The following is a 24,666-nucleotide window of genomic DNA, read 5'->3' as shown; positions in this document are numbered from 1 at the left end:
TCAGCGGTCGTCGCGCATGTCGTCCAGGTCTCCCTCGCTCAGCTCGTGCATCACGTCGCGCATCGTCGCGTCCTCCCGGCCGCGCTCGTGCGCCACCTCGTCGGGGCTGCGCGGCCGGCCGCCCGTCCTCAGCTGCTCCGGGTCCGGAGACCGCCCGCGGATCCGGTCCCTGTCCTGCCTGTCGCTGTCGCCGCCCATGACCTCTCACACTCCCGGGCTCTGCCGCGTCACCGCGTGGGCGCAGCACTCGACGGCGGCTGTCGCCTCCGCCGACCGGCGCCTAACCGTTTCCCCACGCGCCAAACCCCTCCCGGCACATCGGGGCCGGGGCCCGTACCGGGCTTCGTTTCCGCCGGAGCCCGACGGGCAGACGCCGTGCACCGGGGGCGGGACGGGGCGGGGACGGGGGCGGCGACGAGGCAAGGCGGTGATCGGCATGGCCAGACCGGTCTGGACCGGCGTACTGAGCTTCGGGCTCGTCAGCGTCCCCGTCGGCATGTACACCGCGACCGACAGTCACACCCTCCGCTTCCACCAGCTGCAACGCGGCACGGCCGACCGGATCCGCAACCGCCGGGTCAATGAGCGCACCGGCGACGAGGTCGCCCCCGACGACATCGTCAAGGCCTTCGACACCGGCGAGGAGTACGTCCTCGTCGAGCCCGCCGAACTGGACGACATCGCACCCGGCCGCTCCAGGACCCTGGAGATCAGCGGCTTCGTGGAACTGGACGAGATCGACCCGATCTTCTACGACCGGACCTACTACCTCGGCCCCAAGGGCAAGGAGTACGCCAAGGTCTACGCCCTGCTGCAGCGGGCCCTCGCGCAGGCCGGCCGGGCCGGCGTCGCCACCTTCGTCATGCGCGGCCGCGAGTACCTCGTCGCCCTGAAGTCCGAGGACGACATCCTCACCCTGCACACGCTGCACTGGGCCGACGAGATCCGCGATCCCCACGAGGAGGTCCCGGACCTGCCCACCGCCTCCGGCACCAGGACCGGGGCGAAGGAGACGAAGATGGCGGAGCAGCTCGTCACCGCCCTCGGCATGGACTGGGACCCGGAGGAGTTCCACGACAGCTACCGGGAGAAGGTCGCCGCCCTGATCACGGCCAAGAAGGCGGCCGAGACGGTCGAGAAGGCCGAACTCCCCGCGGAGCCGACCAACGTGGTGGACCTGACGGAGGCCCTGCGCGCCAGCGTCGAACAGGCCCGCGGCGGTGCCCCCGGACGTCACCGCGGCGGCCGTACGGAGCGGCGCGGCAGCGAGTCGGGGAAGTCCGCCCTGGCCTCGCTCACCAAGGCCGAGCTGTACGAGAAGGCGGCGTCCGCCGGCATCCGCGGCCGCTCCGGCATGACCCGCGACGAACTGGCCGGGGCCCTGGCCGCCCGCACGGACGAGGCCGCATAGGCCGCCGTGCACCGTGCGCCGTCCCCCCCGCTGTGAGCGGCCGCGGTCGTTTGCCGTAGGGCAGCGGGGGCAGGCGGGGCCACGAGGGCACACCGGAGGGAGGAACCACCCCATGTCGCAGAAGATCCGAGAGATCATGACGGAGCGGCCGGTCACCACCGCCGTACAGGTGTCGGTGGCCGAGGCCGCGCGCCGCATGCGCGATCAGGACATCGGCGACGTCCTCGTCGTCGACGACGGCCATCTGAAGGGCGTCGTCACCGACCGGGACCTCGTCGTCCGCGTCCTGGCCGAAGGCCGGGAACCGGAGAAGACGACCGTGGCCGAGGTGTGCAGCGAAGTGCTGGTCACCGTCGCCCCGGACGACGACATCGACAAGGCACTCGGCCTGATGCGCACCCACGCGCTGCGCCGGCTGCCCGTCACCGAGAAGGAACGCCCGGTGGGCATCGTCTCCCTGGGCGACCTCGCCATGGACCGCGACGACACGTCCGCACTCGCGGACATCAGCGCGGCCCCTCCCAACTCCTGACACACGACCCAACTCCTGACAAACGACCTCCTGATACACCACGCCCACACACGGCTCCGACCACGCACGATTCCGACCCCGCCCGCCCGGCGCCGTCCCTCGGAGCCCGGCGCAGCAGCCGCACCACAGGTCCTTCCTGGTCGGGGTTGCAGGCGGCGCCGCCCCGGTCACGGGCTGCTCCCCGGGGCGGTCCCGGCGGCCACCTGACCGAGGGTGCGGCCGCTGCGCGCCGAGCGGGCGCGCCGCGGATCGGTGGCGCCGGCCGCGCGGGCACGCCGGTCGGCGTGCTTGACGAGCAGCCAGGCCTCCCGGTCCCCTTCACGGCCGCCGCGGATCCGGGTGAGCGAGTAGCCGCCGTGCAGCTTGCGCCCGTCCAGCCGGAACGAGGCGTGACCCCGTTCCAGGGCGTCGGCGAAGGGGACCTCCCGGCCGGCGCGGTCCGTGGTCAGGTTCCGGTAGGTGCCCTCGTCCCAGACGATGACCGTGCCCGCGCCGTACTCGCCCGGCGCGATCAGCCCCTCGAAGTCGCGGTACTCCAGTGGATGGTCCTCGGTCGGCATGGCCAGCCGCTTGTCGTGCGGGTCGGCCGACGGCCCCTTCGGCACCGCCCAGGACTTCAGCACGCCGTCGACCTCCAGCCGGAAGTCGAAGTGCATGGCGGTCGCGTCGTGGATCTGCACCACGAACGAGGGCGTCCCGCCCGGGCCCGCGGCCGCGGGCCCGCCCTTCGGCTCGTCCGTGCGGGAGAAGTCGCGGCGCCGGCGGTACTCGCTCAGCGCGTCGGTTGCCTCGGGACTCACGGTCCCTCCTCCCGGGTCGGGCCCGGCCGGCGTCTACCCGTTCACAGGGCCAGGATGATGCCGTAGGCGAGGAAGAACAGGGCGACGACGAGGGCGAGCGCGACGATCAGGGCGAGCGGGCAGCCCGCCCAGCCCCGCTTCAGGGGGCGGTACGGACCGGCACCGGTCGCGGTGCTGGCCTCGGCCGGCGGCGTCTCGCCCGGGGGCACGGCGCCGCCCGGCGTCAGTCCCGTGGTCCACCGCGGGTCGGGGTCCGGATTGCTCGGGGAACGGTCTCTGTCCATGTCCGGCGCCTCCCCCCGAAGGGCGCGGCCATGCGCCGCCGGCCCACAGCGTTCGCGGACTCAAGCCGGGGCGCCCCCGTGCCGATGCAGGAGGGGCACCTGTGTTCCCGCAGCCGAACCCCAGGAGCCACTCGTGCCGGAAGCCGGCCCCGGCCTCGACGCCTTCAACGCCGCACTGGACGGACCCGTGTACGTGGTCACGGTCGCCGCCGGCGGCAGGCGGGCCGGGTGCCTGGTCGGGTTCGCCTCGCAGTGCTCGATCTCCCCGCCCCGCTTCGTCGTCTGGCTGTCCACCGCGAACCACACCCACGGGGTCGCGCGCGGTGCCCGGTACCTCACGGTGCACCTGCTGCGCCGGGACCAGCGTCCGCTCGCGGAGCTCTTCGGCGGCCGGACCGGGGACCGCGTGGACAAGTTCGCCCGCACCGGCTGGCGGCCCGGCCTCGAGGGCAGCCCCGTGCTCTCGGACGTGTCCGACTGGTTCACCGGACGCGTCGAGGGCGTGCTCGCGGGCGGTGACCACGACGGGTTCCTGCTGTCACCGGTCGACGCACCCCCTCCGCCGGCTGCCGCCCCGGCCACCGCGGCCGCCGTCCCACCGCTGCGGTACGCCGACGTGCGCGACCTGGACCCCGGCCATCCGGCCTGAGCGGGCCCACCGGCAACCGCGCCGGCCGCGCCGCACCCGTTCTCAACCAGCGGGCGGTGGGAGCGGGAGCCGCAGCGCGGACTCGTTCCGCTCCCAGGCCGCCGTGACGTGCGCGTCGAGGCGCTCCTCCAGCAGGACCGTCGCCGCGCAGCCGAAGGCCGCGTCGGCCTCCAGCCGGGGCTCGTCGGCGAGCAGCCCGCCGATGACCTCGCGGCGCACCACCTGCTCGTGGACGGCGTCGGCCTCGACGTGCTCGGCGTAGAACCGCTCGGCGGCCGGGCCCGCACCGCACCGCCGCATCGCGTGCAGCAGCCGGCGGGACCCCGGCGAGGAGGTGACCTCGACGCAGGCGAAATGTCCCACCAGTGCCCCGCGCAGCGACCGGTGCAGGCCGAACAGCGACATGAGGTTGACCGTGGCGAGCAGCGGGGCCGGAGCGTGCTTCAGGTACCTGCCGTACGCGGGATCGAGGCCGAGGTCGGCCATCAGGTCGGCGAACAGCCGTGCGTGGACGTCCTCGGCGCGCCCGGCACCGAACTCGTCGTACTCGACGGCGACCATGGCGGCCTTGGCCCGGCCGGTCAGACGCGGGACGACCCACAGGTGGGGGTCCGCCTCCTTGAGGTGGTACAGCGAGCGCAGGGCGGCGTACTCGCGCAGCTGCCACAGGGTGCCCCGCCGTTCGAGGTGGTGGCCGGCGCTCCCGCCCGGGCCGGCGGACTCCACCAGCAGGGGGCCGAAGGCCTCCGCGACACTGCCCGGCCCGCCGCGCAGTTCGCCGCGCAGGGCGTCGAGCATCGCGGTCTCCAGGATCCGGCGCAGGCGCAGCAGGTCCGGGTCCCATTCCCGTTCGTCGGCGGCCTCGTGGAAGCCCCGGTAGTGCAGCTCGTACAGCAGGTACAGCGCGAGCTGGAGGTCCTCGCCCCACGGGTCGGCCCGTGCGGCCGTGTCGGGGCAGTACCGGGGCGGCCGCCCCCCCCGCAGGGCGTCCACCACGGCCTGCGACAGCTCTCCGCGCCCCGGCACGAGGGCGGGACCCCGCCCCGTCATGGCGCGCCCCCGTCTCCGGACGGCGCCGCACCGCCCCGGCGGCGCGGGCGGTGACTGGTGTCGCACCAGGGCAGGTTCCGGCTGCGACGGCAGGTGCACACCGCGACGGTGAAGCGGTCCGAGCGGGCGACCGTACCGTCCTCCAGCACGATCTCCACCGGGCCCTCGACCAGGACGGGGCCCTGCGGGACCACGGTCACGCGGCGGGCGGGACACGACGCGGACGCGGAGGACGTCGCTGCGGCCGAAGCCTCGGCCGCGGCTGCGGACGCCGGGGGGCGGTCAGGGTTGCCGGGCACGGATGACCACCAGCTCTTCCCATTCCTCGCCCGCGTCCGCCAGGCCCCGGCCCTCCAGCCAGGCGCGGCGGGAGCGCAGCACCGGACCCCATGGCACGGCCGCGCGCAGCAGGACGCCCGCGCGCAGGCCGGCCCCTTCCAGGAGCCGCACGGTGGCGGGCGGGCCGCACAGGGCGGACTGCACGATCAGGAGCACGCCGCCGGGCCGGAGCACGGCCGGGGCCCACGAGCAGATCCGGTCGATGACCAGCCGCCCGGTCGGCCCGGCGTCCCAGGCGCGGGCGGCGCCGCGGACCGGCGGCCCCGGGTCGGGCGAGGGGACGTACGGCGGATTGGCCAGGACGAGGTCGAACCGCCGACCGTGCGTCCGGGCGGCGAAGTCCCCATGCAACACCCGCACCGGCAGCCGCCGCCGCAGCGCGTTGGCGTACGCGGTGAGCACCGCCGGCCAGGAGACGTCGACCGCGGTGACGCGCGCCCCCCGGCCGGCCGCGAGGAGCGCCAGGGCCCCGGTTCCGGTGCCGACCTCCATCACCGTGGTGTCGGGGCCCAGCTCCTCCCGGTCGAGGGCCGCGGCCAGGAGCCGGGTGTCCGCCTGCGGGCGGTACACCCCCGGCGGGGCGAACAACCGGGGGAGACGGGGAGTAGCCGGGACGACGGGTGGTGCGATGGACTGCGTCATGTCCCCGCGGCTACCCGCACCCCGCCGGGCTACCCCTCGTCCGCCGGATCGCGAGTACCGGGCATGAGGCGCGGGTGACGGGGCAGGCGCCTGCCAGTGGCGTCCGGGCGACCGTCCCGGACCACGTGCTGGGAGGCACCCCATGGGACACGGTGGAGACGCCGTCAAGGAACTCACCGCCGACCACGACGAGGTGAAGGACTACTTCGCCCAACTGCGCACCACCACCGAGGGCGACCGGCGGCGGCAGGTGGCCGACCTGCTGACCATCGAACTCGTCCGCCACTCGGTCGCGGAGGAGCAGTACCTCTACCCGGCGGTGCGCGAGCACCTCGACGGCGGCGACCGGATCGCCGACAAGGAGATCGCCGACCACGCCCGTGCGGAGAAGATGCTCAAGGAGCTGGAGGAACTGGATCCGACCGGCCCCGAGTTCGAGCGGTGCGTGAGCGAACTGCGCACCGAGGTCCTCGCCCACATCAAGGACGAGGAGGAGAACCTCTTCCCCGCCCTGCGGCACAACTGCCCGCAGCAGGACCTGGACGAGCTCGGCGAGCGCATCCGGCGTGCGAAGAAGGTCGCACCGACCCGGCCGCACCCCGGCAGCCCCTCCACCCCGCCCGCCAACAAGCTGCTCGCCCCGGGCCTCGGCCTGGTCGACCGGGCACGCGACCTCGTCACCGGGCGCGGCAAGACGGCCTGAGCCGCCACCGCGCTCCCGTCCACGAACGTACGGAAGGAGAAGCCATGCCCCGCGGCTCTTCCCCGAAGCGGGAACGACAGTACGAACACATCAAGGACTCCGCGTTGGACCGCGGCGAGTCCGAGAAGCGGGCCGAGGAGATCGCCGCCCGCACGGTGAACAAGGAGCGCGCCCGCTCCGGCGAGTCCAAGACCGCCAGCCGCTCCTCCACCCAGGACATGTCCTCGTCCCGGCGCGGTGGACAGCGGTCCCACAGAGGCTCCGAGGGGCCGACGAAGGAGCAGCTGTACAACGAGGCCAAGCAGCGGAACATCAAGGGCCGCTCCCAGATGGACAAGGCCGAGCTGAAGCAGGCCCTGGGCCGTTGACCCGGGCCTGCCGCCACCCGTCTCCTCGCTGACCGCCCCGCGTCAGCGGGAGGCGGCGCCCGGTGCGGCGTTGCGCCAGACCGTCACGTCCAGCGTGAGGTAGGTGCTGGGCGAGCCCTCCGGGGACAGGCCGCGGACCGTGACCAGGCCGATGTGGCCGGTCCCGGTCGTGAGGCACACCTGGCGGCCCGGGCCCAGCCGGTTGACGTAGACGTTCTCCGTGAAGCGGGTCTCGGCGCGGCAGGCGGCGAGGGACCCCTCCTGGCCGGGGTCGAGGAGGGCGAAGGTGCTGCCGGTGCTCTCGGCGTCGAGGTAGCCGCCGGTGTCGTACGAGAGCTCGTACCCCCCGTCCTCGCCCTTCTGCGGGTGTACCGGGTCCTCCCCGAGGGTGAGGTGGTAGCCCGCCGTCAGGTTGATGTTCTTGTAGTCGGCCGGCGTCGGGTCGGGGCGGGCCCCGCTCGCGGAGGGCTTCGCACCGTTCCCCGTACCGGTGGCGCCGTCGGCGGCGCTGCTTCCGCCGGAGGCCGAGGGGCCGCCTCCGGCGTCCTTGCCGTTGACCAGCCCGTACACCACGGCCCCGCCGATGACCGCCGCCGCGATGACCGCGGCCACGGCCGCCTTGCCCCGGCCCTTCGGCTGCTGCCCGTTCCCGGGCTGCGCCGGGAAGGGCGGCTGCGGGGCGAAGTAGCCCGTCTGCGGATGCGCCTGCGGGTGCGCGTGGGGCGGGTGGGCGGGCGGCGGTGCGGGGGAGAACTGCGTGGCCGCGTACGGGTTCACTGCGGGCTGCGGTTGCGGCTGCTGCGGTGCCCGCGGAGGGACCGTCGGCGGCCCGGACACGGGTGGGACCGCGGCCGCCGTCGGGGCGTACGTCGGCCCGCCGGCTGCGGTCGGAGCGTACGCCGGTCCGGACGGCGCGGTCGGCGGATGGGCCGGCATGCCCGGCGCCGTGGCCGCGGGCGCCACCGGGGCGGCCGCTGTCGCGGGCCGGGTGGAGGGCGCCGTGGGCGGCGCGGCCGGGACCGGGGCCGGAGCGGGGATCGGGCCGGGGGCGGCGGATCGGGCGGCGATCTCGGCTGTGACCGCCGCCGGAAGCCAGTCCTCGGCCCGGCGCAGCGAGGTCGCGTCGTTCGCGGACTGGCACAGGGCGATCACCTCGGCGACCGACGGGCGGTCCGCCGGGTCCTTGGCGAGGCAGCGGGTGACGAGCTCGGACAGCCGCGGCGGCACGTCCGACAGGTCGGGCTCCTCGTGCACGATCCGGTAGAGCACCCCGTGCGAGGAGCCCTCGCCGAACGCGGGCGCGCCGGTGGCGGCGTACGCGGCGACCTGGCCCAGCGCGAAGACGTCGGTGGCGGGCCCGACGGCGCGGCCGGCGGCCTGCTCGGGCGCCATGAACGCGGGCGTGCCGACGGCCACCCCGCTGCCGGTGAGGGAGGTCGCGTCGGCGGCGTGCGCGATGCCGAAGTCGATGACGCGCGGCCCGTCGGCGGCCAGCAGGACGTTCGACGGCTTCAGGTCGCGGTGCACGATGCCCGCGCCGTGGATCACCTGGAGCGCCTCCGCGATGCCCGCCACGAGCAGCAGCACGGTCTCGACCGGCAGGGCGCCGTGCGCCGACACGGCCGCGGCGAGGGAGGGCCCCGGCACGTACGCGGTCGCCAGCCACGGGTGCGGCCCGTCGGTGTCGGCGTCGATGACCGGTGCGGTGAACAGGCCCTGGACGCGTTGGGCGGACCGGATCTCCTGGGCGAACCGGCGCCGGAACTCGGGGTCCTCCGCGAACTCCGGCCGGATCACCTTGATCGCTACGGGTCGGCCGCCCGGGGTGTGGGAGAGGTACACCTTGCCCATGCCGCCGGCGCCGAGCCGGGCGCCGATCCGGTACCCGGCCACGGTCGCCGGGTCGTCCGGTCCCAGCGGCTCGAAGTACGCGGCCGGAGCGTCCGCGCGGCCCATGCCGGCTCCGGCGTCCGGATGCTGACCGTTCGTCACCTTGCTCTTCCCCCGTCCTGCCCGTGCGATGCGCACCGCACCCTATCCGAGCCACGACCGTCCGGAACCCCCGAGGCCGCCGCGAACGGGCACTCGTGTGGATCACTCGATAGACTTTCCGGTATGGGCACGGCGTCGAACCTGAGCCTGTACACGGGCGGCCGCGGCTCCGGCCTCATCGGGAAGCAGATCGCGGGGTACCGGGTCGAGCGCATGCTCGGCCGCGGCGGCATGGCCGTCGTCTACAGTGCGAAGGACCTGCGCCTGGACCGCACCGTCGCGCTCAAGCTGATCGCCCCGGAACGGGCCCGCGACGACACCTTCCGGCGCCGCTTCACCCACGAGTCGCGGGTGGCCGCTTCCATCGACCACCCCCACATCGTGCCGATCTACGAGGCGGGCGAGACCGAGGGCGTCCTCTACATCGCCATGCGGTACGTCTCCGGCCTGGACATGCGGGCCCTGCTGGACCGGGAGGGCCCCCTCCCCGTCGCGACCGCCGTGCGCATCGCCGCCCAGGTGGCGTCCGCACTCGACGCGGCCCACGAGCACGACCTGGTCCACCGGGACGTCAAGCCCGGCAACATCCTGGTCGCCGCCGGCACCGACAGCGACCACCCCGAGCACGTCTACCTCACGGACTTCGGGCTGACGAAGAAGTCGCTGTCGCTCACCGGGTTCACCACCGCCGGCGAGTTCGTCGGCACGCTCGACTACATGGCGCCCGAGCAGATCTCCGGCCGGCCGGTGGACGGCAGGTGCGACCTCTACAGCCTGGCCTGCGTGGTCTACGAATCCCTCACCGGCGGGCCGCCCTTCGAGCGCGAGGAGGACGCGGCGCTGCTGTGGGCCCACCAGTACGATCCGCCGCCCCCCGTCACCGAGAAGCGGCCGGACATCGCACCCGCCGCCGACGAGGTCCTGGGCAAGGCCCTGGCGAAGGTGCCCGAGGACCGCTACGACTCCTGCCTGGAGTTCGTGGCCGCCCTGCGCGCCGCCACCGGGACCGCCGCCCGGCACTCGGACCCCGACTCCGGGGCGCTGCGCCGGGCCCCGGAGATCCGGGTGGACGACGATCCGCCGCCGCGGCCCCCGGCCTGGGCCGCCGCGGTGTTCCACGTCCGACCGACCGAATGACCGACCGGTGGGCCGCCGGCGGTGGCGTGGGGCGGCCGGCTTTCCGCTCGCGGCGCCGTCACAGTCCCATGGAGACGGCCAGGCGGGTCATCTCCGCCGTGGTGTTGATGCCCAGCTTGGCGCGGATGCGGCGCAGGTAGGCGTCGACCGTGTGCTTCGAGAGCCCCATGTTGCGGGCCGTCTGCAGGTAGGTGCAGCCGGAGGCGATGTGGCGCAGGGCCTCCTGCTCGCGCGGGGCCAGCGTGGTGGTGGCGGTTTCGGCGGCCGGGGCGGTCGGGGCGGTCAGGGTGAGGCTCATGGGATTTCCTCCGACGAATCGGTTCGGTCATCACTGCTCACACCCTCGGAAGCAGGGGATCTATACCTGAATGTCGGTATTTGTCCCTGCTCAAAAGACTGACCGCGCGACGTCATGGCCGTGTCCGTCGACTGTCACAGGCGTGTCACAGGGCACTTCCGTCCCGTTTCACCCGTGTTTGCGCGGTGCGCAGTGGCCGGCGGGCGCCCGCGGTACGCCGCCCCGCGACGCCCTCAGAACCCGGCGAGGGACTGCTCGGCCCAGATCGTCTTGCCGATGGGGGCGGGCCGGGTTCCCCAGCGCTGGGCGAGCTGGGCGACCAGCAGCAGGCCCCGCCCTCCCTCGTCGAAGGTCCGGGCCCGCCGCATGTGCGGGGCGGTGCTGCTGGAGTCGGAGACCTCGCAGATCAGCGTGCTGTTCTGGTGGATCAGCCGCAGCTGGATGGGCGGCTGGCCGTAGCGGATGGCGTTGGTGACCAGCTCGCTGACCAGCAGCTCCGTGACGAAGGAGGCCTCCTCCAGCCCCCAGGCCGTCAGCTGGTCCGTGGTGAACCGGCGGGCCTGGCCCACGACGGAAGGGTCCGACGACAGGTCCCAGACGACGACCTGGTCGGCGTGCAGGGCCCGGGTCCGGGCGACGAGCAGGGCGACGTCGTCGTCGGGAGGGTGGGTCAGCAGGGCGGTCAGAACGCGGTCGCAGACCGTGTCCAGCGTGGCGGCCGGCCGGTAGAGGGCCGCGAGCATGCTGTCCAGGGCCTCGTCGATGTCCCGGTCCCGGGTCTGGAGCAGCCCGTCGGTGTACAGGGCGATGACGCTGCCCTCGGGGAGTTCCGCCTCGACCGTCTCGAAGGGCAGTCCCCCCAGCCCCAGTGGCGGGCCGGCCGGTACGTCGATGAGGTACACCGAGCCCTCCGGGGAGACGACGGCCGGCGGGGGGTGGCCGGCCCGGGCGAGGGTGCAGCGCCGGGTCACCGGGTCGTAGACCACGTACAGGCAGGTGGTGCCGATGCCCCCGGCGGCCTCCCCGCCGGGGTCCTCGTCGCCCTCGTCCGCGGACAGGTGGATGATCAGGTCGTCGAGGTGGGTGAGGAGCTCGTCGGGCGGCAGGTCGACGTCGGCGAGGGTGCGCACGGCGGTGCGCAGCCGGCCCATGGTGGCGGCCGCCCGCATGCCGTGCCCGACGACGTCGCCCACGACCAGCGCCACCCGCGCCCCGGAGAGCGGGATCACGTCGAACCAGTCGCCGCCCACGCCGGCCTCGGTGCCGGCGGGCAGGTAGCGGGAGGCGATCTCCAGCGCAGCCTGCTCGGGCAGCGAGTGCGGGAGCAGGCTGCGCTGCAGGGTCATGGTGGTGGTGTGCTCGCGGGGGTGCCGGCCCGCGTCGTGGATGCCGGCGGCCGCCCGGTGCCCCAGTTCCTCGGCCAGCCACAGGTCCTCCGGCTGGAAGGGCTCCCGGTGCAGCTGGCGGCCGAAGAGGGCCACGCCGAGCGTGGTGTCTCCCGCCCGCATCGGCACCACCATCATGGAGTGGGTCCCGTACTCGCCGATCCAGGCCGCCCCGGCGTCCTGCTCCGCCCACCGGACGACGGCCGGATCGCCCGCCCCGTACACGGCGCCGCGCCCCGCGGCCAGGCACTCGGCGGGCGGCGACAGCGGTGGGTACACGGTCGTCTCCCCGATCGCCACCCGGGACTGCGGACCCCCCTCCAGGACCGACCGCACCGCGGTGCGGCTGACCGTGACCGGCCCCGCCCCCGGTACGGAGGACGGCTCGTCCCCGCGCGGGAGCGGTTCGAGGAGGTCGACGACCGCGAAGTCGGCGAGCCGGGGGACGGCGACGTCCACCAGTTCCTGTGCGGTGCGGGCGCTGTCCAGGGTCGTGCCGATGTGGGCGGCGACATCGGCCGGCAGGTGGAGGTGCTCCCGGACGCCCTTCCCCGACCCGGGCCGGTCGTGCGCGGCCAGGCAGACGGCGCGCACCCGGCCGTCCGCGTCCCGCAGCGGGGCCAGCGAGGCCGCCCAGCCGTGCTCCGTCCCGGCGGCCGTGGGACGGATGAACTCCTCCACGTACTGCGGCTCCCCGGTCTCCAGTACGAGCCGCATCCGCCGCTCGGTCTCGTCGCTCACCGGATCCGGAGCGATCTCCGGCAGCCGCAGGCCGTGCATCTCGGCCTCGGTGAGGGACAGCGTGCGCTCCATGCCGTCGTTCGCCCGTACCAGCCGCAGTTCCGCATCGAAGATCGCCAGGAAGCAGGGGGACTGGGTGAACGCCCACTCCTTCAGCTCCTTGAGCGGCTCGCCCGCGGGCGCGGCCGCCCCGCTCGGCACGGCGGAGACCACGAACCACTTGGCGGTCCCGCCGCTCGACGTCCAGCGGTGCGCGAGCAGCCCCGGCTCCAGGCGGCGGCCGTCCCGGTGCCGCAGCCCGACCGTGCCGCTCCACCGCTCCTGGCCCGGAGCGATCCGCCGTACGGTGTCGGCGGCGGCGTCGGCGAGCAGCCGTTCGGCGGACAGCCCCACGATCTCGGACGGCGCGTAGCCGAGCAGTCGGGTGGCACCCTCGCTCCACTCCGTCACGATGCCCTGCTCGTTGATGGTGGCCGTGGCCGTGTACGCCCGCTGAGGGGAGGCGTCCGTCTTCTCCGGCCGCTCACCGGGAGAGGTGGGAAGTTGCTCCATCGCCGCTCACTCGCCCTCGCTCGTTCCGCTACCGGAGCCCCACGGAGAACTGCACGGCCACGGGCCCCACAGACAAGCATGATCCAGCGGGCCGGGGAGCACCAACGCAGTCCCGCCCGCACCGGCGCGCCGCCGGCCGGCGGCCGGACGCACCGCGCGTCCTTCCGCGGCGGCGATCGTACGGAAACCGCGGACGCCGGAGGGGTCCGGCCCCCTCCGGCGTCCGCGGTGCGTGCCCGTGTGCGCGCCCGCGCGGATCAGTCGCGGCCGCCGCCCGTGGCGGTCGCGTCACCGCTGACGGCGGTCGCGGAACCGCTGTTGATGGCGTCGGCGGTCGCGCTCCCGGTCGTCGCATTGCCCGTCGTGATCGTGCACCTGCCGATGCACGTGCCCACGCCGGTGTTGGCGGGGCCGGTGGTGGCGGTGCCGCCGAGGGTGTTGTTCTCGGCCGTGGCGGCGCCGCTGTTCGCGGTGGCGTTGGCGGTGGTGGTGCCGCCGTCGGTGCCGCTCCCGGCCCGCGCACCCTCCTGGACCGCGGTCATCGCCTTGACCGCGCCGGTGGCCACGACGTCGTCGCTCACGGCGGTGTTGACACTGTCGCCGCAGAGACCGGTGCACAGGCTGTGGGCGCCGGCGCCGACGGAGGTGTTGGTGCTGCTGCCGCAGAGGCCCGTGCACTCGTCGTACGCGCCCACCCCCACGGAGGTGCTGGTGCTGCCCCGGCACAGGCCCTTGCACGTGCCGGAGGCCCCGTCGCCCACGGCCGTGTTGGTGCTGTCGTGGCAGAGGCCGGTGCAGGAACCGGAGGTGGCGGCGCCCGCGGCGGTGTTGGTGCTGCCGTGGCAGAGGCCGGTGCACCCCCCTGGGGTGAGGACGGTGGCGTAGTACGGGGCTGCGGGTGCGGCCGTCGCGGTCGCCGGCAGCACCACGCCGCCGGTCAGTGCCACGGAAGCCGCGGCCAGCACGATACGACGGGTCCAGGAACGCGCTTTCATCGGAAATTCTCCGGGGTTCGGGTGCGAAGTCTTCGCCTGCGGCCGAGCGGGTGGGCGCTGGGGCTTCGGTCGGATGCGTCCGGGGGTGATGCAGACACCGGGGAGATCCCCCGGGGGCTTTTGCGAGGTGACGTTAGCGTGTGGATCATGCCGCGAGCCGGATCTCGCGCGGTGCGGCGTGTTCGCCGCGAGTTCCGGCATCCGGCTCGACCGCCGCGGGCCGGTCACCCCGTGGCGGCCGCCGTTTATCAAGATCGGTGATGGCGGTCAAGACACGTATTCAAGTGGCGTGACGCTTCTTCGCTCGCCGGGTTTATTGGAAGTACGCCCCACCGGGAACCCCCGGAGGAAACGGAACCGGGAGAAGGTCCCGGAACCATCCAGCGGGGTACTTGTGAAAAACCCTACTATTGAGTGGAGAATTCTGATGTTCGAGCGTTTTTGGACCCGTCGTATCGTTCTGGCCGGCGCTTCCGTGGCCCTGGTGGGTGGCGGTATCGCCCTCCCGGCGACGGCGATGGCCGCTCCGGCGGCCGCCCCGCAGCAGGTCGCGAAGTTCGTGCAGGACAGTGCCGACGGCATCGGCACCAGTGGCGACGCGACCGCGGACAACACCACCGTCGGCGGTACCGCCACCACCGGCACCGCCAATTCGGGGGTGGGCAGCTGCAAGGGCAAGTGCACGATCACCACCGGCAACGCCAGGAGTGGTGACGCGAGCGCCGACGCCATCAACACGGGTGACGCCACCGCGGTGACCGGCGACGCCTCGGGCAAGGGCGGAACCGTCACCAAGCAGGTGCTGAAGAAGCAGCTGAAGGAGGACCTGAAGGCGAAGCTCGGCAAGTGAGGCCCCACCCGCCCCACGGCCCCCGGGACCCCGTCCCGGAGAGCTGCCCCCTACACCGTGCCCCGGAGAGGACTGGCCTCTCCGGGGCACGGCCGTGCGCCCCCGCGCCGCCCCGCGACACGCCGGACCTTTTATTGCGGCCCCGGATCCGCATTATCAAGATCTGTTGTGGTGGTCAAGTCGCGTGTTCCAGTGGCGTGACGGGTATGTGCGCGGCTGGTTTATTGGAAGTACGCCCTCACCGGAACTCCCGGAGGAAGGGCGGCCCATAACCCCCTTTCCTTATATGAGTGGAGAATTCTGATGTTCGAGCGTTTTTGGAACCGTCGTATTGTTCTGGCCGGTGCCTCCGTGGCTCTCGTGGGTGGCGGCATCGCCCTTCCGGCGACGGCGATGGCCGCTCCGGTGGCCGCCCCGCAGCAGGTGGCGTCGTTCGTGCAGGACAGTGCCGACGGGATCGGTACGAGCGGTGACGCGAGGGCCGAGAACACGACGGTCGGCGGTGAGGCCAGGACCGGCGCCGCCAACTCGGGTGTGGCCAACTGCAACGGCGGCTGCGACATCCGCACCGGCGATGCCAGGAGCGGTAACGCGAGTGCCGACGCGATCAACCAGGGCGACTCGACCGCGGTGACCGGGGACGCCGCGGGCACGGGTGGCACGGTGACCAAGCAGGAGCTCATCAAGCAGGACCTCAAGCAGAACCTGAAGGACCTGATCAAGGCGAAGATCGGCAATTGAGATCGAGGCGGTGTCGCACGGAAACCACGGACGCCGGAGAGGCCATCGCCTCTCCGGCGTCCGGTCTTTCGCGCGAGGTCGTTATTGCTGCTGCTGCTGCTGCTGCTGCTGCTGCTGCTGCTGCTGCTGCTGCTGCTGCTGCTGCTGCTCCCGCTCGTGCTGCCGCTCCTGCGTCCCGTCGCCGGGCGGCTTGACCTCGGACTTGGGCGCCGGAGGCTCGGAGCGGACGCGCTCCGTCACCTTCGGCTCGGGCTCCGCGGGCGACGGGCCCCGGGGCGTCACGGGCGCGGCCGGCGACGCAGGGAGCGGGGCCGCCGTCTTGACGGGCCGGGGCTCCGGGGGCTCCGGGGTCTCCGGCTTTTCGGGTTCCTTGCGCACCGCAGGCGGGGACTCCGGGGGTACGGGCGCCGGTTCCTTGGACTCGGGGGCCTTCGACTCGGGGGCCTTCGTTTTCGGTGCTCTCGTTTTCGGTGCTCTCGTTTTCGGGGCCTTTGATTTCGGGGTCTTCGTCTCCGGTGCCGGGGACTCCGGGGTGAGCGGTGCCGGTGTTTTCGTCCTGGGGGGCTTCGAGGCCGGAGCCTTCGTCCTGGGGGGCTTCGAGGCCGGAGCCTTCGTCTTGGGGGCCTTCGTCACCGGCTTCTTCGTCTCGGGGGGTTTCGTGGCCGGGGTGCGGGTGGTCGGAGGCTTGATGCCGGGCGGCTTCGTGGTCGGAGGCTTGGTGCCGGGCGGCTTCGTGGTCGGAGGCTTGGTGCCAGGCGGCTTCGTGGTCGGAGGCTTGGCGCCGGGCGGCTTCGTGCCCGGTGACCTGGTACCCGGCGGCTTTGTGCCCGGCGACCTGGTGCCGGGGTTCAGCGTGGCCGGCGACCGGGTGAACGGTGACTTGGTGAAGGGCGACTTCGTGAACGGCGACTTCGTCGGCGGCGGCGGCAGCGGCCAGTGCCGCGGCGGGGGGTGGGTCTTCGCGTCGCGGCGGCCGTGGTCGCCGGAGTGCCGCTTGACCCAGTTCTTTTCCTTCACGTCGAGGATGACGAAGGTCTTGACCGCCGCGGGCGCGCGGTTGACGACCACGACGTTCTGCGGCTGGTATCCGGACCAGGTGGTCCCCTTCTGCTTGGGCGTGCCCTTCTGGGCGACCGCCCTGGCCAGCGGATTCCCGCAGGCGCAGCGCACCTTCGGCTCCCCGTGGGCGTCGACGAGGACGGCCGTGCCGGACTGGAGCACCGACTGGTAGCTCGTCGCGGTGCCGTTGCTGTAGCCGTGGTTGGTGACACGGGTGTCCGAGCGCAGTTGCATGGGCGTCAACGAACGCAGGTATCCGGGGACCGCGGCCGGCTGGATGTTCAGCGCGGAGGCGAACGCGTTGTTCCTGGCCGGGGCGGCGCTCAGGTAGCGGATCTGCTTCTCCACGTCACAGGACGCACGGTTGCGGGTTCCGCCGTACAAGCCGGGCTCCGTACCCGACACGCTGCGCAGGGTACCGGCCTGGGTGGGCGCGTCCGCCGGCGCGGCGGCCGGCACCGCGTTCGTCGTGTTCGCCGTGGACGGGGTGAACGGATCCGGCCCGGTATCGCTCGTCGGCTGCAGGATGACCTCGCCGGCCTGCGCGGGGCCGCCGCTCGGGCGGGTGAGTACGACGGCCAGGACCACCGCGATGGCAATGGCGCTGGTGATCGCCGCGATCCGGGGCACGGACCGCCACCAGGGGCGCCCCCCTTCGCCACCCGGGCCACCCGGGCCACCGGGCCCACCGGGCCCCCTGGGCGGTCCCGACGGCGGGGGCGGTGGCGGAGGCCGGGACGGCGGGCCGGAAGGAGGGCCGGAAGGCGGGCCGGACGGGCGGCCGGAAAGGGGCCCGGAAGGCGGGCCCGTGGGGTGCTCGGACCGCGGTTCGGAACTCACGTTCTCCCCTTCCCGCCGGGATCGGGACGCGTGACGTGAAAGCGCGTGACCGCTCGGGCCATGTGGCCCTGCCACCGGCGCCGGGCCCGCAGCCAGCGCCGCGGGCCCGGTTTCACACCGTTAGCCCTCATTGTGCGCTCCGGTCCTGCCCGATCCGCAAGCGGACGGCCCCGCCCCCCCTGTCCCGGACGGCGCATGCACGGACATCCGCGGCGCGCAACCCGGCGGTGCCCGCACGGCCCGCCGCTGATCGTGCAGTGGGATTTGAGCGGGCCTCCAGGACCCCTGGTGAATCTCGAGTGACTTCTTACCCGCCGTCGAGGAGACACCATGGACGACTTCGAGGAACCGCTCTGGCGTGAACTCTGCGAGTGGCGCGACGCCGGCGGCGGACCGGACTTCCCGTACGAGGCCGTGATCCGCCACCTGCGCGCCGTCGGCAAGCACTTCCTGGCGCCCCGGATCCTGGAGGCCCTGGCGGAATGCCGGGACGTGCTGTCCGCGCAGACGCCGCAGACGTCCGGCGCCACCGGCGACACCGGTTCCGCTACGACCCTCGCCCGCTTCCTCGACGTGGTCCTGGACAAGTTCGACGACCGCTACGACTACCCCAGCTACACGGCCCTGCCGCTGCTGCGCCGGTTCGGGTCGCAGGCGCCCGGCGACTGGGAGTCCCTGCGCCGCCGCCGGGACCGTACGGTCCTGCTGCTGCTCGCGGACCTGATCGGCTTCGAACGCCGGGTCCTGGACGGCCGACCCGCCGACCCGCAGGGCATGCTCCCCACGCCCCTGCTGCTGAACAAGCGGCTGCGGCTCGCCGCCCGCGTGATGGAGCCGGCCGCCCTGCGCGTCCTCGACGGGGCAGTCGACCCCGTCTCGGTCGCCACGACCCCCGGCCGCACCCCGGCCGGGGAGCTGGCCGACGCGGTGCTCGCCACCGCGACCGACGAGGAGCGGCTGGTGCTGCTCGCCAGCGTCCAGCCCGTCTACGTCCTGCACGACGAGTACCTGTTCCTGCGCGTCCTTCAGGCGTTCGAGGCCACCTTCACCTTCATGTCCGCGACGTTGGACGCCGCTGTGGGCGTCCTGCGCGGCGAGCGGCCCGCCGAGGCGGCCGTGCTCATCGCCTCCGTCGCCGACGTGCTGCGCGAGTCCCTGCCGCTGTTCTCGCTGCTGGCCACCATGCAGCCCGAGTCGTTCCAGGTGTTCCGGCAGTACACGGACGGCGCCAGCGCCATCCAGTCCGAGGGCTACAAGACCTTCGAGTCGTACTGCTCCACCCCCGCCCGAGCACGGCTCGACTCGCCCGCGTTTACCTCCGTACCGGGCGTGCGCGACGAGGTGCTCGCCGGGCGGGAGACCGTCCAGGGCACTTGGGAGGACGTGATCTCCATCGGCTGGCTGTCCGAACCGGACGCAGCCGCCGTACGCGCCGCCGCCCAGCAGCTCGAAGCGGTGCACCAGCGGTGGAAGCAGACCCACTACCGACTCGCCGTGCGGATGATCGGCCACCGGACCGGCACCGGCTCCACCGAGGGCGTGCCGTACCTGGCGTCGGTGATACGCAACCGGCTCTTCCCCGCCATGGAGACCGCCCCGGACACCGCCCCGGAAAACGTCCCGGCGGCCGACCTCGAACCCGCCCTGGAGCAGCAGTCCGCCGCCGGCTGACCGCGATCTTCGAACCGAAGGACACCGAAGCCCATGAGCAAGCGCGCCACGACCGGACGACCGGGGGCCGCCCGCCGCGCACTGAACCCGTCGGCGGACGACCGCCTGCTGGTCTACGAGTACGACCGGGGCAGCAACTACGAGGAGGACACCCGGCTCACCACCGCGCTGGACGCGCTCCTCCCCGAGGACCGGCTCGTCCACCCCGACCAGCGGCTGTTCCAGTCCGTGCACCTCATCACCGAGTACGCCTGGGCGGCGATGCACTTCGAGATGGTCCGCGCGGTCGGCCTCGTCGACGAGGGCGACCACCTCCTCGCCGCGCAGGTCCTGGAGCGGGCGGCCTCCCTCGGCCGGATCCCGGTGCAGGCACTGAACACCCTGGTGGAGTACCTGCCGCAGACGGCCCTGCTCACCATGCGCGACACGTTCCCGGAGAACACCACGGGGCTGGACTCCCCGGGCTCCCGGAACCTGCGCCGCGCCGCGCAGCCGCTGTGGCGGGCGTTCACCCGGGCGCTGGACCGGGCGGGCCTCACCCTGGAGGACCTGATCTCCGCCCAGGGCCGCACCGCCCGCCCCACCGAGGGCGAGCGCGACGCGGTCGAACTGGCCCTCGTCCGGCAGGGCCTGATGCGCCTCGACGGCGCGGTCGGTGACTGGAAGCAACTCCACCTGCGCCTCGTATGGGGCCAGCTGGGCGGCCACCCGGAGAGCGAGCCGTACACCGCGGCCGGGCCGTCCGCCGCCGGGCCGCGCTCCGCCGGCGCCCCCGGCTGCCCCGTACGGCAGCCGACCAGCCTGCGCGGCGAGTCCACGCTCTCCCTGCGCAAGATGGCCGAACGCACGCTGTTTCCGCAGCTGTGGGAGTCCGTGGACGCCATCTTCCGACGTTTCGTACCCGCCGACGCGGCGTCCTGACCCCGAGGAGTTCCCACCATGACATCCACGCTTCCCACCGACGGCACCACGGCGGACCTGGCGGCGCGCGTGCGCACCGCCTGGGCCCGGGGCCTGGGCCACGACGAGTTCCACGACGACGAGCACTTCTTCGAGGTCGGCGGCCACTCCATGTGCGCCGTGCGGATCGTGCGCGCCCTGAAGACCGAGCTCGGCATACCGCTGACCGTGCGCGACTTCTTCGCCCACCCCACCGTCGCCGGACTGGCCCTCCACCTCACCGACCGCGCCGCGGCGGCCGGCGACGGCACGGCCCGCGCGGAGGCCGGAGCGTGACCGCCGCCTCCTCCGCACAGCTGGAGATCTGGCTCGCGGACCGCTGCGAACCCGAGACCGGCCGCTACAACATCCCGTTCGCCCTGGAATTCCGCGGCCGCCTCGACGAGCGGGCCCTGCGCGCGGCCCTCGCCGACGTCCTGCTGCGGCACCCGGCACTCGCCGGCCGGTTCGACACCCGGGACGGCGCGCTCCTGCACCTCGCCGAGCCGAACGCCACCGTACCGCTGCACATCACCGTCCGCCCCGGCCCGTACGACCGCCGGGCGGCCCTCGAAGGCGCCTCGCGCGCCGCCGAACGGCCCCTCGACCCCGGCACCGCACCCCTGCTGCGCGCCGAGGTGCTGCGCCACGACGACGCCTCCCTGGTCTCCCTGACGGTCCACCACATCGTGGCCGACGGCCGGTCCGTGGACGTCCTCACCGAGGACCTGCTCCGCGCCTACCGCAGCCGCTGCGCCGACCGCGACCCGGGCTTCGACCCGGTGCCGGTGCCCGCCCCGAGCCAGGCCACCGCCCTCGACCCGTACTGGGCGGAGCTCCTCGGGGGCGAGCCCGCGCTGCTCGCCCCCCTGCCCGACCTGGTGCGCCCCGAGAACGGGCTGCGCGGCCCGGCCGGCTGGACCGAGCGCACCCTGACCGCCGAGCGGCTGGCGGACCTGCGCTCCCTGGCCGCCCGGGAGGGCGTCAGCCCCGCCATGGTGCTGCTCGCCGTGTGGAGCCTGCTGCTGCACGCCTGGTCCGGGGAGGACGACGGCGTGCTCGGCATGCCGTTCGCCGGCCGTGACGAGCCGGGCACCGAGGACGCCGTCGGGCTGTTCACCCGCGTGCTGCCCGTCCGTACCGTGCACGACGCGGCCCGCCCGTTCGGCGACCACGCCGCCGCCCTCGCCGAGCAGGTCCTCGCGTCGATGGAGGCGCACGCCGAGGCCGGCGACCCGCCGCCCGGCTCCACCCCGCTCTACTCGGCGGTCTTCCTGCACCAGCCGCAGCCCGCCGCGGCCTGGCAGGTGCCGGACGCCGAGGTCCGGCTGCTGCACCCGCAGACCGCCGTCGCCAAGTACGACCTGGCGTTCGCCGCCGTCGAGGCCGCGGACCGGCTCGTCCTGCGCATCGACCACGACCTGGCGGTCCACACCTCCGCCACGGCCGAGCTCATGGCCGAGCAGATCGACCGTATGCTCCAGACCGCGCTGTGGCCCGGCGCCACCTGCCGCGACCTGCTGGCCTCCCTCGCCGCGGCGCAGACCCCGGCCGCCGCGCACACCGCACCGTCCGCCCCGCCGTCCGCGGCCACCGTCCCCGCGCTCGTCCTGGAGCAGGCCCGCCGGGACCCGGACGCGACCGCGATCGTCCACAACGGCCTCCGGCTCAGCTACGGCGAACTCGTCCGCGACGCCGCCAGGATGGCGCACTGGCTGCGCATCCAGGGCGTGCGCACCGACGACGTGGTCGCCCTGCTGCTGCGCCCCGGCGCGGACACGGTGACGACGATGCTCGCCGTCGGCCTCGCCGGTGCCGCCTACCTGCCGCTCGACCCCGCCTACCCCGACGCCCAGCTGCAGATGGTGATCGGCGACGCCCGACCCCGCCTGCTCGTCGCCGAGGCCGACGAGGCGCACCGGGTCACCGGGCTGCCCGTGCACACCCCGCAGGACCTCCGGCGTGCCGCCACCCCGCTGCCGGTCCGTGCACCGGAGACCTCGGCCGGCCCGGACACGGCGTTCAACGTGCTCTACACCTCCGGCTCCACGGGCCGCCCCAAGGGCGTGGTCCTGCACCACGGCGGCGTGCTGCGGATGATGCACCGCCCCGAGTTCCTGCCGCTCGGCCCCGACGACGTCCTCTCGCACCTGTCGCCGCTCAACTTCGACGGCGCCACGTACGAGATCTGGGGCGCCCTCACGCACGGCGCGACCCTGGCCGTCCTCGACAAGGAGCTCGTCCTCAGCCCGCGCGAACTGCGCACCGCCCTGCGCGAACTCGCGGTCACCACCCTGCTGGTCACCACACCGCTGCTGAACCGGCTCATCGAGGACACCCCCGACCTGCTGCAGTCGCTGCGCCGCGTCTACTTCGGCGGCGAGATCATCTCCGTTCCGCACGTCGAGAAGGCGCTGCGCTGGGCCCCGCCCGGGACCCTGCTGCACAGCTACGGCCCCACCGAGAACTCCTTCACCTCCTCCTGGTACCCCATCGAGGAGGTCGAGGACGGCGCGCGCACCGTCCCGATCGGCCGCGCCGTGCCCGACACGAGCCTCCACGTCGTGCTGGAGGGAACCCTGACCCCGGCCCCGCCGTACGTCCCCGGCGAGCTGCTGCTCGGCGGCACCGGCGTGGCCCGCGGCTACCTCGGCGACCCCCGGCGCACCGCGGAGCGGTTCGTGCCGGACCCCTTCGGCGACGAGCCGGGCGGGCGGATGTACCGCACCGGCGACCGGGTGCGCTGGACCGCGGACGGACAACTGGAGTTCATCGGCCGCGCCGACAACCAGGTGAAGATCCGTAGCCAGCGCGTGGAGCTCGGCGAGGTCGAATCGGCCCTGCGGGCGCACCCGGAGGTGCGCGGCGCGTTCGTCACCACGCGGATCAACGGCAGGGGCGAGAAGGAGATCGTCGGGTACGCCGTCCTGGAGCGGGCCGCCGCGCTGGACTCCGTACGGGCCCACCTGCGGGGCGTGCTCCCGCAGTTCGCGGTGCCCTCGCACCTGCTGGTCCTCGACGAGCTGCCGCTGACCCCGAACGGCAAGATCGACCGCAAGCGGCTCCCGGCACCCGCCGACACGGCCGGGGCCGCGCCCGCCGCCGCACCGGCGCCCCTCCCGGAGCCCGGGCCCGCTCCGCTGCGCGGGACCGCCGCGACGACCGGCGGCGTCACGGACGCGGTGCTGAGGGCGTGGCGCGAGGTACTGCCCGGGCGCGCCTTCGGACCGGAGACCAACTTCTTCGAGGCGGGCGGCCACTCGCTGCTCCTCGTCAAGCTCCAGGACGCACTGGAGGCCGCCACCGGCACCGCCCCGCGCGTCGCCGACCTCATGCGGCACACCACCGTCCGTGCCCAGGCCCGGCTCATCGGGGGCGCCGCCGCCGACGAGGAGCGGTCCGACGCCGCCGTCCCGCCGCGGGCGGCGGTCCGGGAAGCCGCCGACGACGACCTGATCGCCGTGGTCGGCATGGGCGCGCGGTTCGCCGGCGCTCCCGACCTGGACGCCTTCTGGGACAACCTCGCGGCCGGCCGCGACTGCTTCAGCGAGGGACCGGGCCCGGTCGTCACCGAACTGGCGGACGGCACCCGCAGGGTGGCCCGCTGGGGCATGCCGGCCGACGGCACCGGCTACGACGCCGGGCTCCTCGGCTTCACCGCCGAGGACGTGGCGGCCGGCGACCCGCAGCAGGGCGTCCTGCACGAAGTGCTGTGGGCGGCCGTCGAGGACGCGTCCCTGCGGCTGTCCGACATCGCCCACCGCACCAGCCTGTACGCCGGCTGCCCCCGGTTCGTCCGCACCGACGGCGAGGCCCGCGTCGACGACATCGTCAACGCCGACCCGACGTTCGCCGCCTCCCGGTTCGCCTACCTGCACGACCTGTGGGGCGAGGCGCTCATGCTGGACACCGCCTGCTCCACGGGCCTGTACGCCGTCCACCTGGCCTGCCGCGCACTGCTGCGCGGCGAGAGCGACTACGCCCTGGCCGGCGCCGTCTCGCTCGACGGCTCGTCCGACGGCTCCTACACCTTCCGTCCCGGCCTGCTGTACGCCGACGACGGCGTGTGCCGGCCGTTCGACCGGCGGGCCTCGGGCACCGTCGGCGGCTTCGGCGCGGGCGCGCTCCTGCTGCGCCGGCTCTCCGACGCCGAACGGGACGGGGACCCGATCCACGCGGTGATCCGCGGCAGCGCCGTCAACAACGACGGCCGCGCCCGGGTCGGCTACTCCGCGCCGGGCGTGGAGGGCCAGGCCCGCGTCATCGGCCGGGCCCTCGCCGCGGCCGGCGTCACCGGCGCCGACATCGGCTACGTCGAGGCGCACGGCACCGGCACCCGGCTCGGCGACGCGATCGAGGCGACCGCCCTCGGCGAGGCCCTGGGCACAGAGGGACCCGGTGTCGCCGTCGGCTCCGTGAAGGCGTCGATCGGCCACTGCAACACGGCCGCCGGCATCGCCGGCCTCATCAAGACCGTCCTCGCCGTGCACCACGGCGTACTGCCCGGCACACCGAACACGGGCGAGCCGATCGACGAACTCACCGGCCGGTTCAGCCTGCTGCCCGAGAGCCGGGCCTGGCAGGCCGCCGCGGGCCGGCCGCGCACCGCGGGCGTCAGCTCGTTCGGCGTCGGCGGCACGAACGCGCACGTGGTCGTCCAGGAATACGCAGCGGAAAGGGCGTGAGCG

General features: G+C 74.0%; 23 protein-coding genes and 1 pseudogene. 12 read left to right on the top strand and 12 right to left on the bottom strand.

Annotation, left to right across the window (positions count from 1 at the left end):
- Complete coding sequence (locus tag ACZ4VL_RS04260; protein ID WP_468195643.1) at positions 1–198, bottom strand: hypothetical protein; 198 nt, start codon at positions 196–198, stop codon at positions 1–3.
- A 238-nt stretch (positions 199–436) separates the two neighbouring features.
- Between ACZ4VL_RS04260 and ku the strand changes: the two genes are divergently transcribed.
- Positions 437–1,411: a non-homologous end joining protein Ku gene (ku, locus tag ACZ4VL_RS04255; RefSeq protein ID WP_468195640.1), complete on the top strand. Its 975-nt coding sequence runs from the start codon at positions 437–439 to the stop codon at positions 1,409–1,411.
- Positions 1,412–1,523: 112 nt separating this feature from the next.
- Positions 1,524–1,943, top strand: coding sequence for a CBS domain-containing protein (locus tag ACZ4VL_RS04250; RefSeq protein ID WP_468195636.1), 420 nt, complete (start codon positions 1,524–1,526; stop codon positions 1,941–1,943).
- A 167-nt stretch (positions 1,944–2,110) separates the two neighbouring features.
- On the opposite strand, the gene ACZ4VL_RS04245 is transcribed toward ACZ4VL_RS04250, so the two are convergent.
- Positions 2,111–2,743: a DNA polymerase ligase N-terminal domain-containing protein gene (locus tag ACZ4VL_RS04245; protein WP_468195633.1), complete on the bottom strand. Its 633-nt coding sequence runs from the start codon at positions 2,741–2,743 to the stop codon at positions 2,111–2,113.
- 41 nt (positions 2,744–2,784) lie between these two features.
- Positions 2,785–3,027, bottom strand: coding sequence for a DUF6480 family protein (locus ACZ4VL_RS04240; protein WP_468195631.1), 243 nt, complete (start codon positions 3,025–3,027; stop codon positions 2,785–2,787).
- 133 nt (positions 3,028–3,160) lie between these two features.
- Here ACZ4VL_RS04240 and ACZ4VL_RS04235 point away from each other — a divergent pair, with 133 nt between their 5' ends.
- Positions 3,161–3,676: a flavin reductase family protein gene (locus ACZ4VL_RS04235; protein ID WP_468195628.1), complete on the top strand. Its 516-nt coding sequence runs from the start codon at positions 3,161–3,163 to the stop codon at positions 3,674–3,676.
- 42 nt (positions 3,677–3,718) lie between these two features.
- On the opposite strand, the gene ACZ4VL_RS04230 is transcribed toward ACZ4VL_RS04235, so the two are convergent.
- The 3 genes from ACZ4VL_RS04230 to ACZ4VL_RS04220 all read right to left on the bottom strand — a co-directional run bounded on the left by ACZ4VL_RS04230 (position 3,719) and on the right by ACZ4VL_RS04220 (position 5,707).
- Complete coding sequence (locus tag ACZ4VL_RS04230; protein ID WP_468195626.1) at positions 3,719–4,726, bottom strand: iron-containing redox enzyme family protein; 1,008 nt, start codon at positions 4,724–4,726, stop codon at positions 3,719–3,721.
- Positions 4,723–4,926 (bottom strand): CDGSH iron-sulfur domain-containing protein, encoded by a 204-nt coding sequence (locus tag ACZ4VL_RS04225; RefSeq protein WP_468195624.1) that lies wholly within the window; start codon positions 4,924–4,926, stop codon positions 4,723–4,725. The genes ACZ4VL_RS04230 and ACZ4VL_RS04225 overlap by 4 nt, the downstream gene beginning before the upstream one ends.
- An 82-nt stretch (positions 4,927–5,008) precedes the next feature.
- Entirely contained in the window at positions 5,009–5,707 is a 699-nt protein-coding gene (locus ACZ4VL_RS04220; RefSeq protein WP_468195622.1) for a HemK2/MTQ2 family protein methyltransferase, read from the bottom strand.
- A 142-nt stretch (positions 5,708–5,849) separates the two neighbouring features.
- On the opposite strand from ACZ4VL_RS04220, the gene ACZ4VL_RS04215 reads away from it, so the two are divergent.
- Together ACZ4VL_RS04215 and ACZ4VL_RS04210 are read left to right on the top strand one after the other, a co-directional pair.
- Positions 5,850–6,410, top strand: coding sequence for a hemerythrin domain-containing protein (locus tag ACZ4VL_RS04215; RefSeq protein WP_468195619.1), 561 nt, complete (start codon positions 5,850–5,852; stop codon positions 6,408–6,410).
- Between the two features lie 44 nt (positions 6,411–6,454).
- Positions 6,455–6,778 (top strand): plasmid stabilization protein, encoded by a 324-nt coding sequence (locus ACZ4VL_RS04210; protein ID WP_468195617.1) that lies wholly within the window; start codon positions 6,455–6,457, stop codon positions 6,776–6,778.
- Positions 6,779–6,820: 42 nt separating this feature from the next.
- Here ACZ4VL_RS04210 and ACZ4VL_RS04205 read toward each other — a convergent pair whose 3' ends face one another.
- Positions 6,821–8,734: a serine/threonine-protein kinase gene (locus tag ACZ4VL_RS04205; RefSeq protein WP_468195829.1), complete on the bottom strand. Its 1,914-nt coding sequence runs from the start codon at positions 8,732–8,734 to the stop codon at positions 6,821–6,823.
- Positions 8,735–8,893: 159 nt separating this feature from the next.
- On the opposite strand from ACZ4VL_RS04205, the gene ACZ4VL_RS04200 reads away from it, so the two are divergent.
- A complete protein-coding gene (locus ACZ4VL_RS04200) occupies positions 8,894–9,907 on the top strand; it encodes a serine/threonine-protein kinase (protein WP_468195615.1) in 1,014 nt (337 codons plus the stop codon).
- Positions 9,908–9,965: 58 nt separating this feature from the next.
- Here ACZ4VL_RS04200 and ACZ4VL_RS04195 read toward each other — a convergent pair whose 3' ends face one another.
- The 4 genes from ACZ4VL_RS04195 to ACZ4VL_RS04180 form a co-directional block, all read right to left on the bottom strand.
- On the bottom strand, positions 9,966–10,205 hold the full coding sequence (locus ACZ4VL_RS04195) for a response regulator transcription factor (RefSeq protein ID WP_468195613.1): 240 nt from the start codon (positions 10,203–10,205) through the stop codon (positions 9,966–9,968).
- 233 nt (positions 10,206–10,438) lie between these two features.
- Entirely contained in the window at positions 10,439–12,883 is a 2,445-nt protein-coding gene (locus tag ACZ4VL_RS04190; RefSeq protein WP_468195610.1) for a SpoIIE family protein phosphatase, read from the bottom strand.
- Positions 12,884–13,140: 257 nt separating this feature from the next.
- Complete coding sequence (locus tag ACZ4VL_RS04185) at positions 13,141–13,878, bottom strand: hypothetical protein (protein ID WP_468195608.1); 738 nt, start codon at positions 13,876–13,878, stop codon at positions 13,141–13,143.
- A 145-nt stretch (positions 13,879–14,023) separates the two neighbouring features.
- Positions 14,024–14,149, bottom strand: coding sequence for a hypothetical protein (locus tag ACZ4VL_RS04180; RefSeq protein WP_468195605.1), 126 nt, complete (start codon positions 14,147–14,149; stop codon positions 14,024–14,026).
- A gap of 156 nt (positions 14,150–14,305) precedes the next feature.
- Here ACZ4VL_RS04180 and ACZ4VL_RS04175 point away from each other — a divergent pair, with 156 nt between their 5' ends.
- Together ACZ4VL_RS04175 and ACZ4VL_RS04170 are read left to right on the top strand one after the other, a co-directional pair.
- Positions 14,306–14,728: a hypothetical protein gene (locus ACZ4VL_RS04175; protein ID WP_468195603.1), complete on the top strand. Its 423-nt coding sequence runs from the start codon at positions 14,306–14,308 to the stop codon at positions 14,726–14,728.
- Positions 14,729–15,031: 303 nt separating this feature from the next.
- A complete protein-coding gene (locus ACZ4VL_RS04170; protein WP_468195601.1) occupies positions 15,032–15,469 on the top strand; it encodes a hypothetical protein in 438 nt (145 codons plus the stop codon).
- A gap of 591 nt (positions 15,470–16,060) precedes the next feature.
- Here the strand turns inward: ACZ4VL_RS04170 and ACZ4VL_RS04165 are convergent.
- Positions 16,061–17,368, bottom strand: a pseudogene (locus tag ACZ4VL_RS04165) (DUF6777 domain-containing protein); the annotation flags it as partial.
- 330 nt (positions 17,369–17,698) lie between these two features.
- On the opposite strand from ACZ4VL_RS04165, the gene ACZ4VL_RS04160 reads away from it, so the two are divergent.
- From ACZ4VL_RS04160 to ACZ4VL_RS04145, 4 genes are read left to right on the top strand one after another with little or no spacing between them, the layout of a single operon-like run.
- Positions 17,699–19,039, top strand: coding sequence for a tryptophan 2,3-dioxygenase (locus ACZ4VL_RS04160; RefSeq protein ID WP_468195599.1), 1,341 nt, complete (start codon positions 17,699–17,701; stop codon positions 19,037–19,039).
- A 33-nt stretch (positions 19,040–19,072) separates the two neighbouring features.
- Positions 19,073–19,960: a hypothetical protein gene (locus tag ACZ4VL_RS04155; RefSeq protein WP_468195596.1), complete on the top strand. Its 888-nt coding sequence runs from the start codon at positions 19,073–19,075 to the stop codon at positions 19,958–19,960.
- A gap of 18 nt (positions 19,961–19,978) precedes the next feature.
- Complete coding sequence (locus ACZ4VL_RS04150; RefSeq protein WP_468195593.1) at positions 19,979–20,275, top strand: acyl carrier protein; 297 nt, start codon at positions 19,979–19,981, stop codon at positions 20,273–20,275.
- Positions 20,272–24,663 carry an amino acid adenylation domain-containing protein gene (locus tag ACZ4VL_RS04145; RefSeq protein WP_468195590.1) on the top strand — a complete coding sequence of 1,464 codons (4,392 nt, stop codon included), beginning with the start codon at positions 20,272–20,274 and terminating at the stop codon, positions 24,661–24,663. Before ACZ4VL_RS04150 ends, ACZ4VL_RS04145 begins: the two co-directional genes overlap by 4 nt.
- Positions 24,664–24,666: the final 3 nt, after the last annotated feature.

The sequence above is a fragment of the Streptomyces sp. NPDC029014 genome (genome assembly GCF_055564695.1).
The sequence above is the reverse complement of the archived record's forward strand: the minus strand, read 5'-3'. Positions and strand labels throughout refer to the sequence as shown.

What these genes read in the sequence shown, in the direction of transcription:
- ACZ4VL_RS04260 (WP_468195643.1), bottom strand. Translation starts at nt 198, where the DNA reads ATGGGCGGCGACAGCGACAGGCAGGACAGGGACCGGATCCGCGGGCGG.
- ku (WP_468195640.1), top strand. Translation starts at nt 437, where the DNA reads ATGGCCAGACCGGTCTGGACCGGCGTACTGAGCTTCGGGCTCGTCAGC.
- ACZ4VL_RS04250 (WP_468195636.1), top strand. Translation starts at nt 1,524, where the DNA reads ATGTCGCAGAAGATCCGAGAGATCATGACGGAGCGGCCGGTCACCACC.
- ACZ4VL_RS04240 (WP_468195631.1), bottom strand. Translation starts at nt 3,027, where the DNA reads ATGGACAGAGACCGTTCCCCGAGCAATCCGGACCCCGACCCGCGGTGG.
- ACZ4VL_RS04230 (WP_468195626.1), bottom strand. Translation starts at nt 4,726, where the DNA reads ATGACGGGGCGGGGTCCCGCCCTCGTGCCGGGGCGCGGAGAGCTGTCG.
- ACZ4VL_RS04220 (WP_468195622.1), bottom strand. Translation starts at nt 5,707, where the DNA reads ATGACGCAGTCCATCGCACCACCCGTCGTCCCGGCTACTCCCCGTCTC.
- ACZ4VL_RS04215 (WP_468195619.1), top strand. Translation starts at nt 5,850, where the DNA reads ATGGGACACGGTGGAGACGCCGTCAAGGAACTCACCGCCGACCACGAC.
- ACZ4VL_RS04210 (WP_468195617.1), top strand. Translation starts at nt 6,455, where the DNA reads ATGCCCCGCGGCTCTTCCCCGAAGCGGGAACGACAGTACGAACACATC.
- ACZ4VL_RS04205 (WP_468195829.1), bottom strand. Translation starts at nt 8,734, where the DNA reads ATGGGCCGCGCGGACGCTCCGGCCGCGTACTTCGAGCCGCTGGGACCG.
- ACZ4VL_RS04200 (WP_468195615.1), top strand. Translation starts at nt 8,894, where the DNA reads ATGGGCACGGCGTCGAACCTGAGCCTGTACACGGGCGGCCGCGGCTCC.
- ACZ4VL_RS04195 (WP_468195613.1), bottom strand. Translation starts at nt 10,205, where the DNA reads ATGAGCCTCACCCTGACCGCCCCGACCGCCCCGGCCGCCGAAACCGCC.
- ACZ4VL_RS04190 (WP_468195610.1), bottom strand. Translation starts at nt 12,883, where the DNA reads ATGGAGCAACTTCCCACCTCTCCCGGTGAGCGGCCGGAGAAGACGGAC.
- ACZ4VL_RS04185 (WP_468195608.1), bottom strand. Translation starts at nt 13,878, where the DNA reads ATGAAAGCGCGTTCCTGGACCCGTCGTATCGTGCTGGCCGCGGCTTCC.
- ACZ4VL_RS04175 (WP_468195603.1), top strand. Translation starts at nt 14,306, where the DNA reads ATGTTCGAGCGTTTTTGGACCCGTCGTATCGTTCTGGCCGGCGCTTCC.
- ACZ4VL_RS04170 (WP_468195601.1), top strand. Translation starts at nt 15,032, where the DNA reads ATGTTCGAGCGTTTTTGGAACCGTCGTATTGTTCTGGCCGGTGCCTCC.
- ACZ4VL_RS04160 (WP_468195599.1), top strand. Translation starts at nt 17,699, where the DNA reads ATGGACGACTTCGAGGAACCGCTCTGGCGTGAACTCTGCGAGTGGCGC.
- ACZ4VL_RS04155 (WP_468195596.1), top strand. Translation starts at nt 19,073, where the DNA reads ATGAGCAAGCGCGCCACGACCGGACGACCGGGGGCCGCCCGCCGCGCA.
- ACZ4VL_RS04150 (WP_468195593.1), top strand. Translation starts at nt 19,979, where the DNA reads ATGACATCCACGCTTCCCACCGACGGCACCACGGCGGACCTGGCGGCG.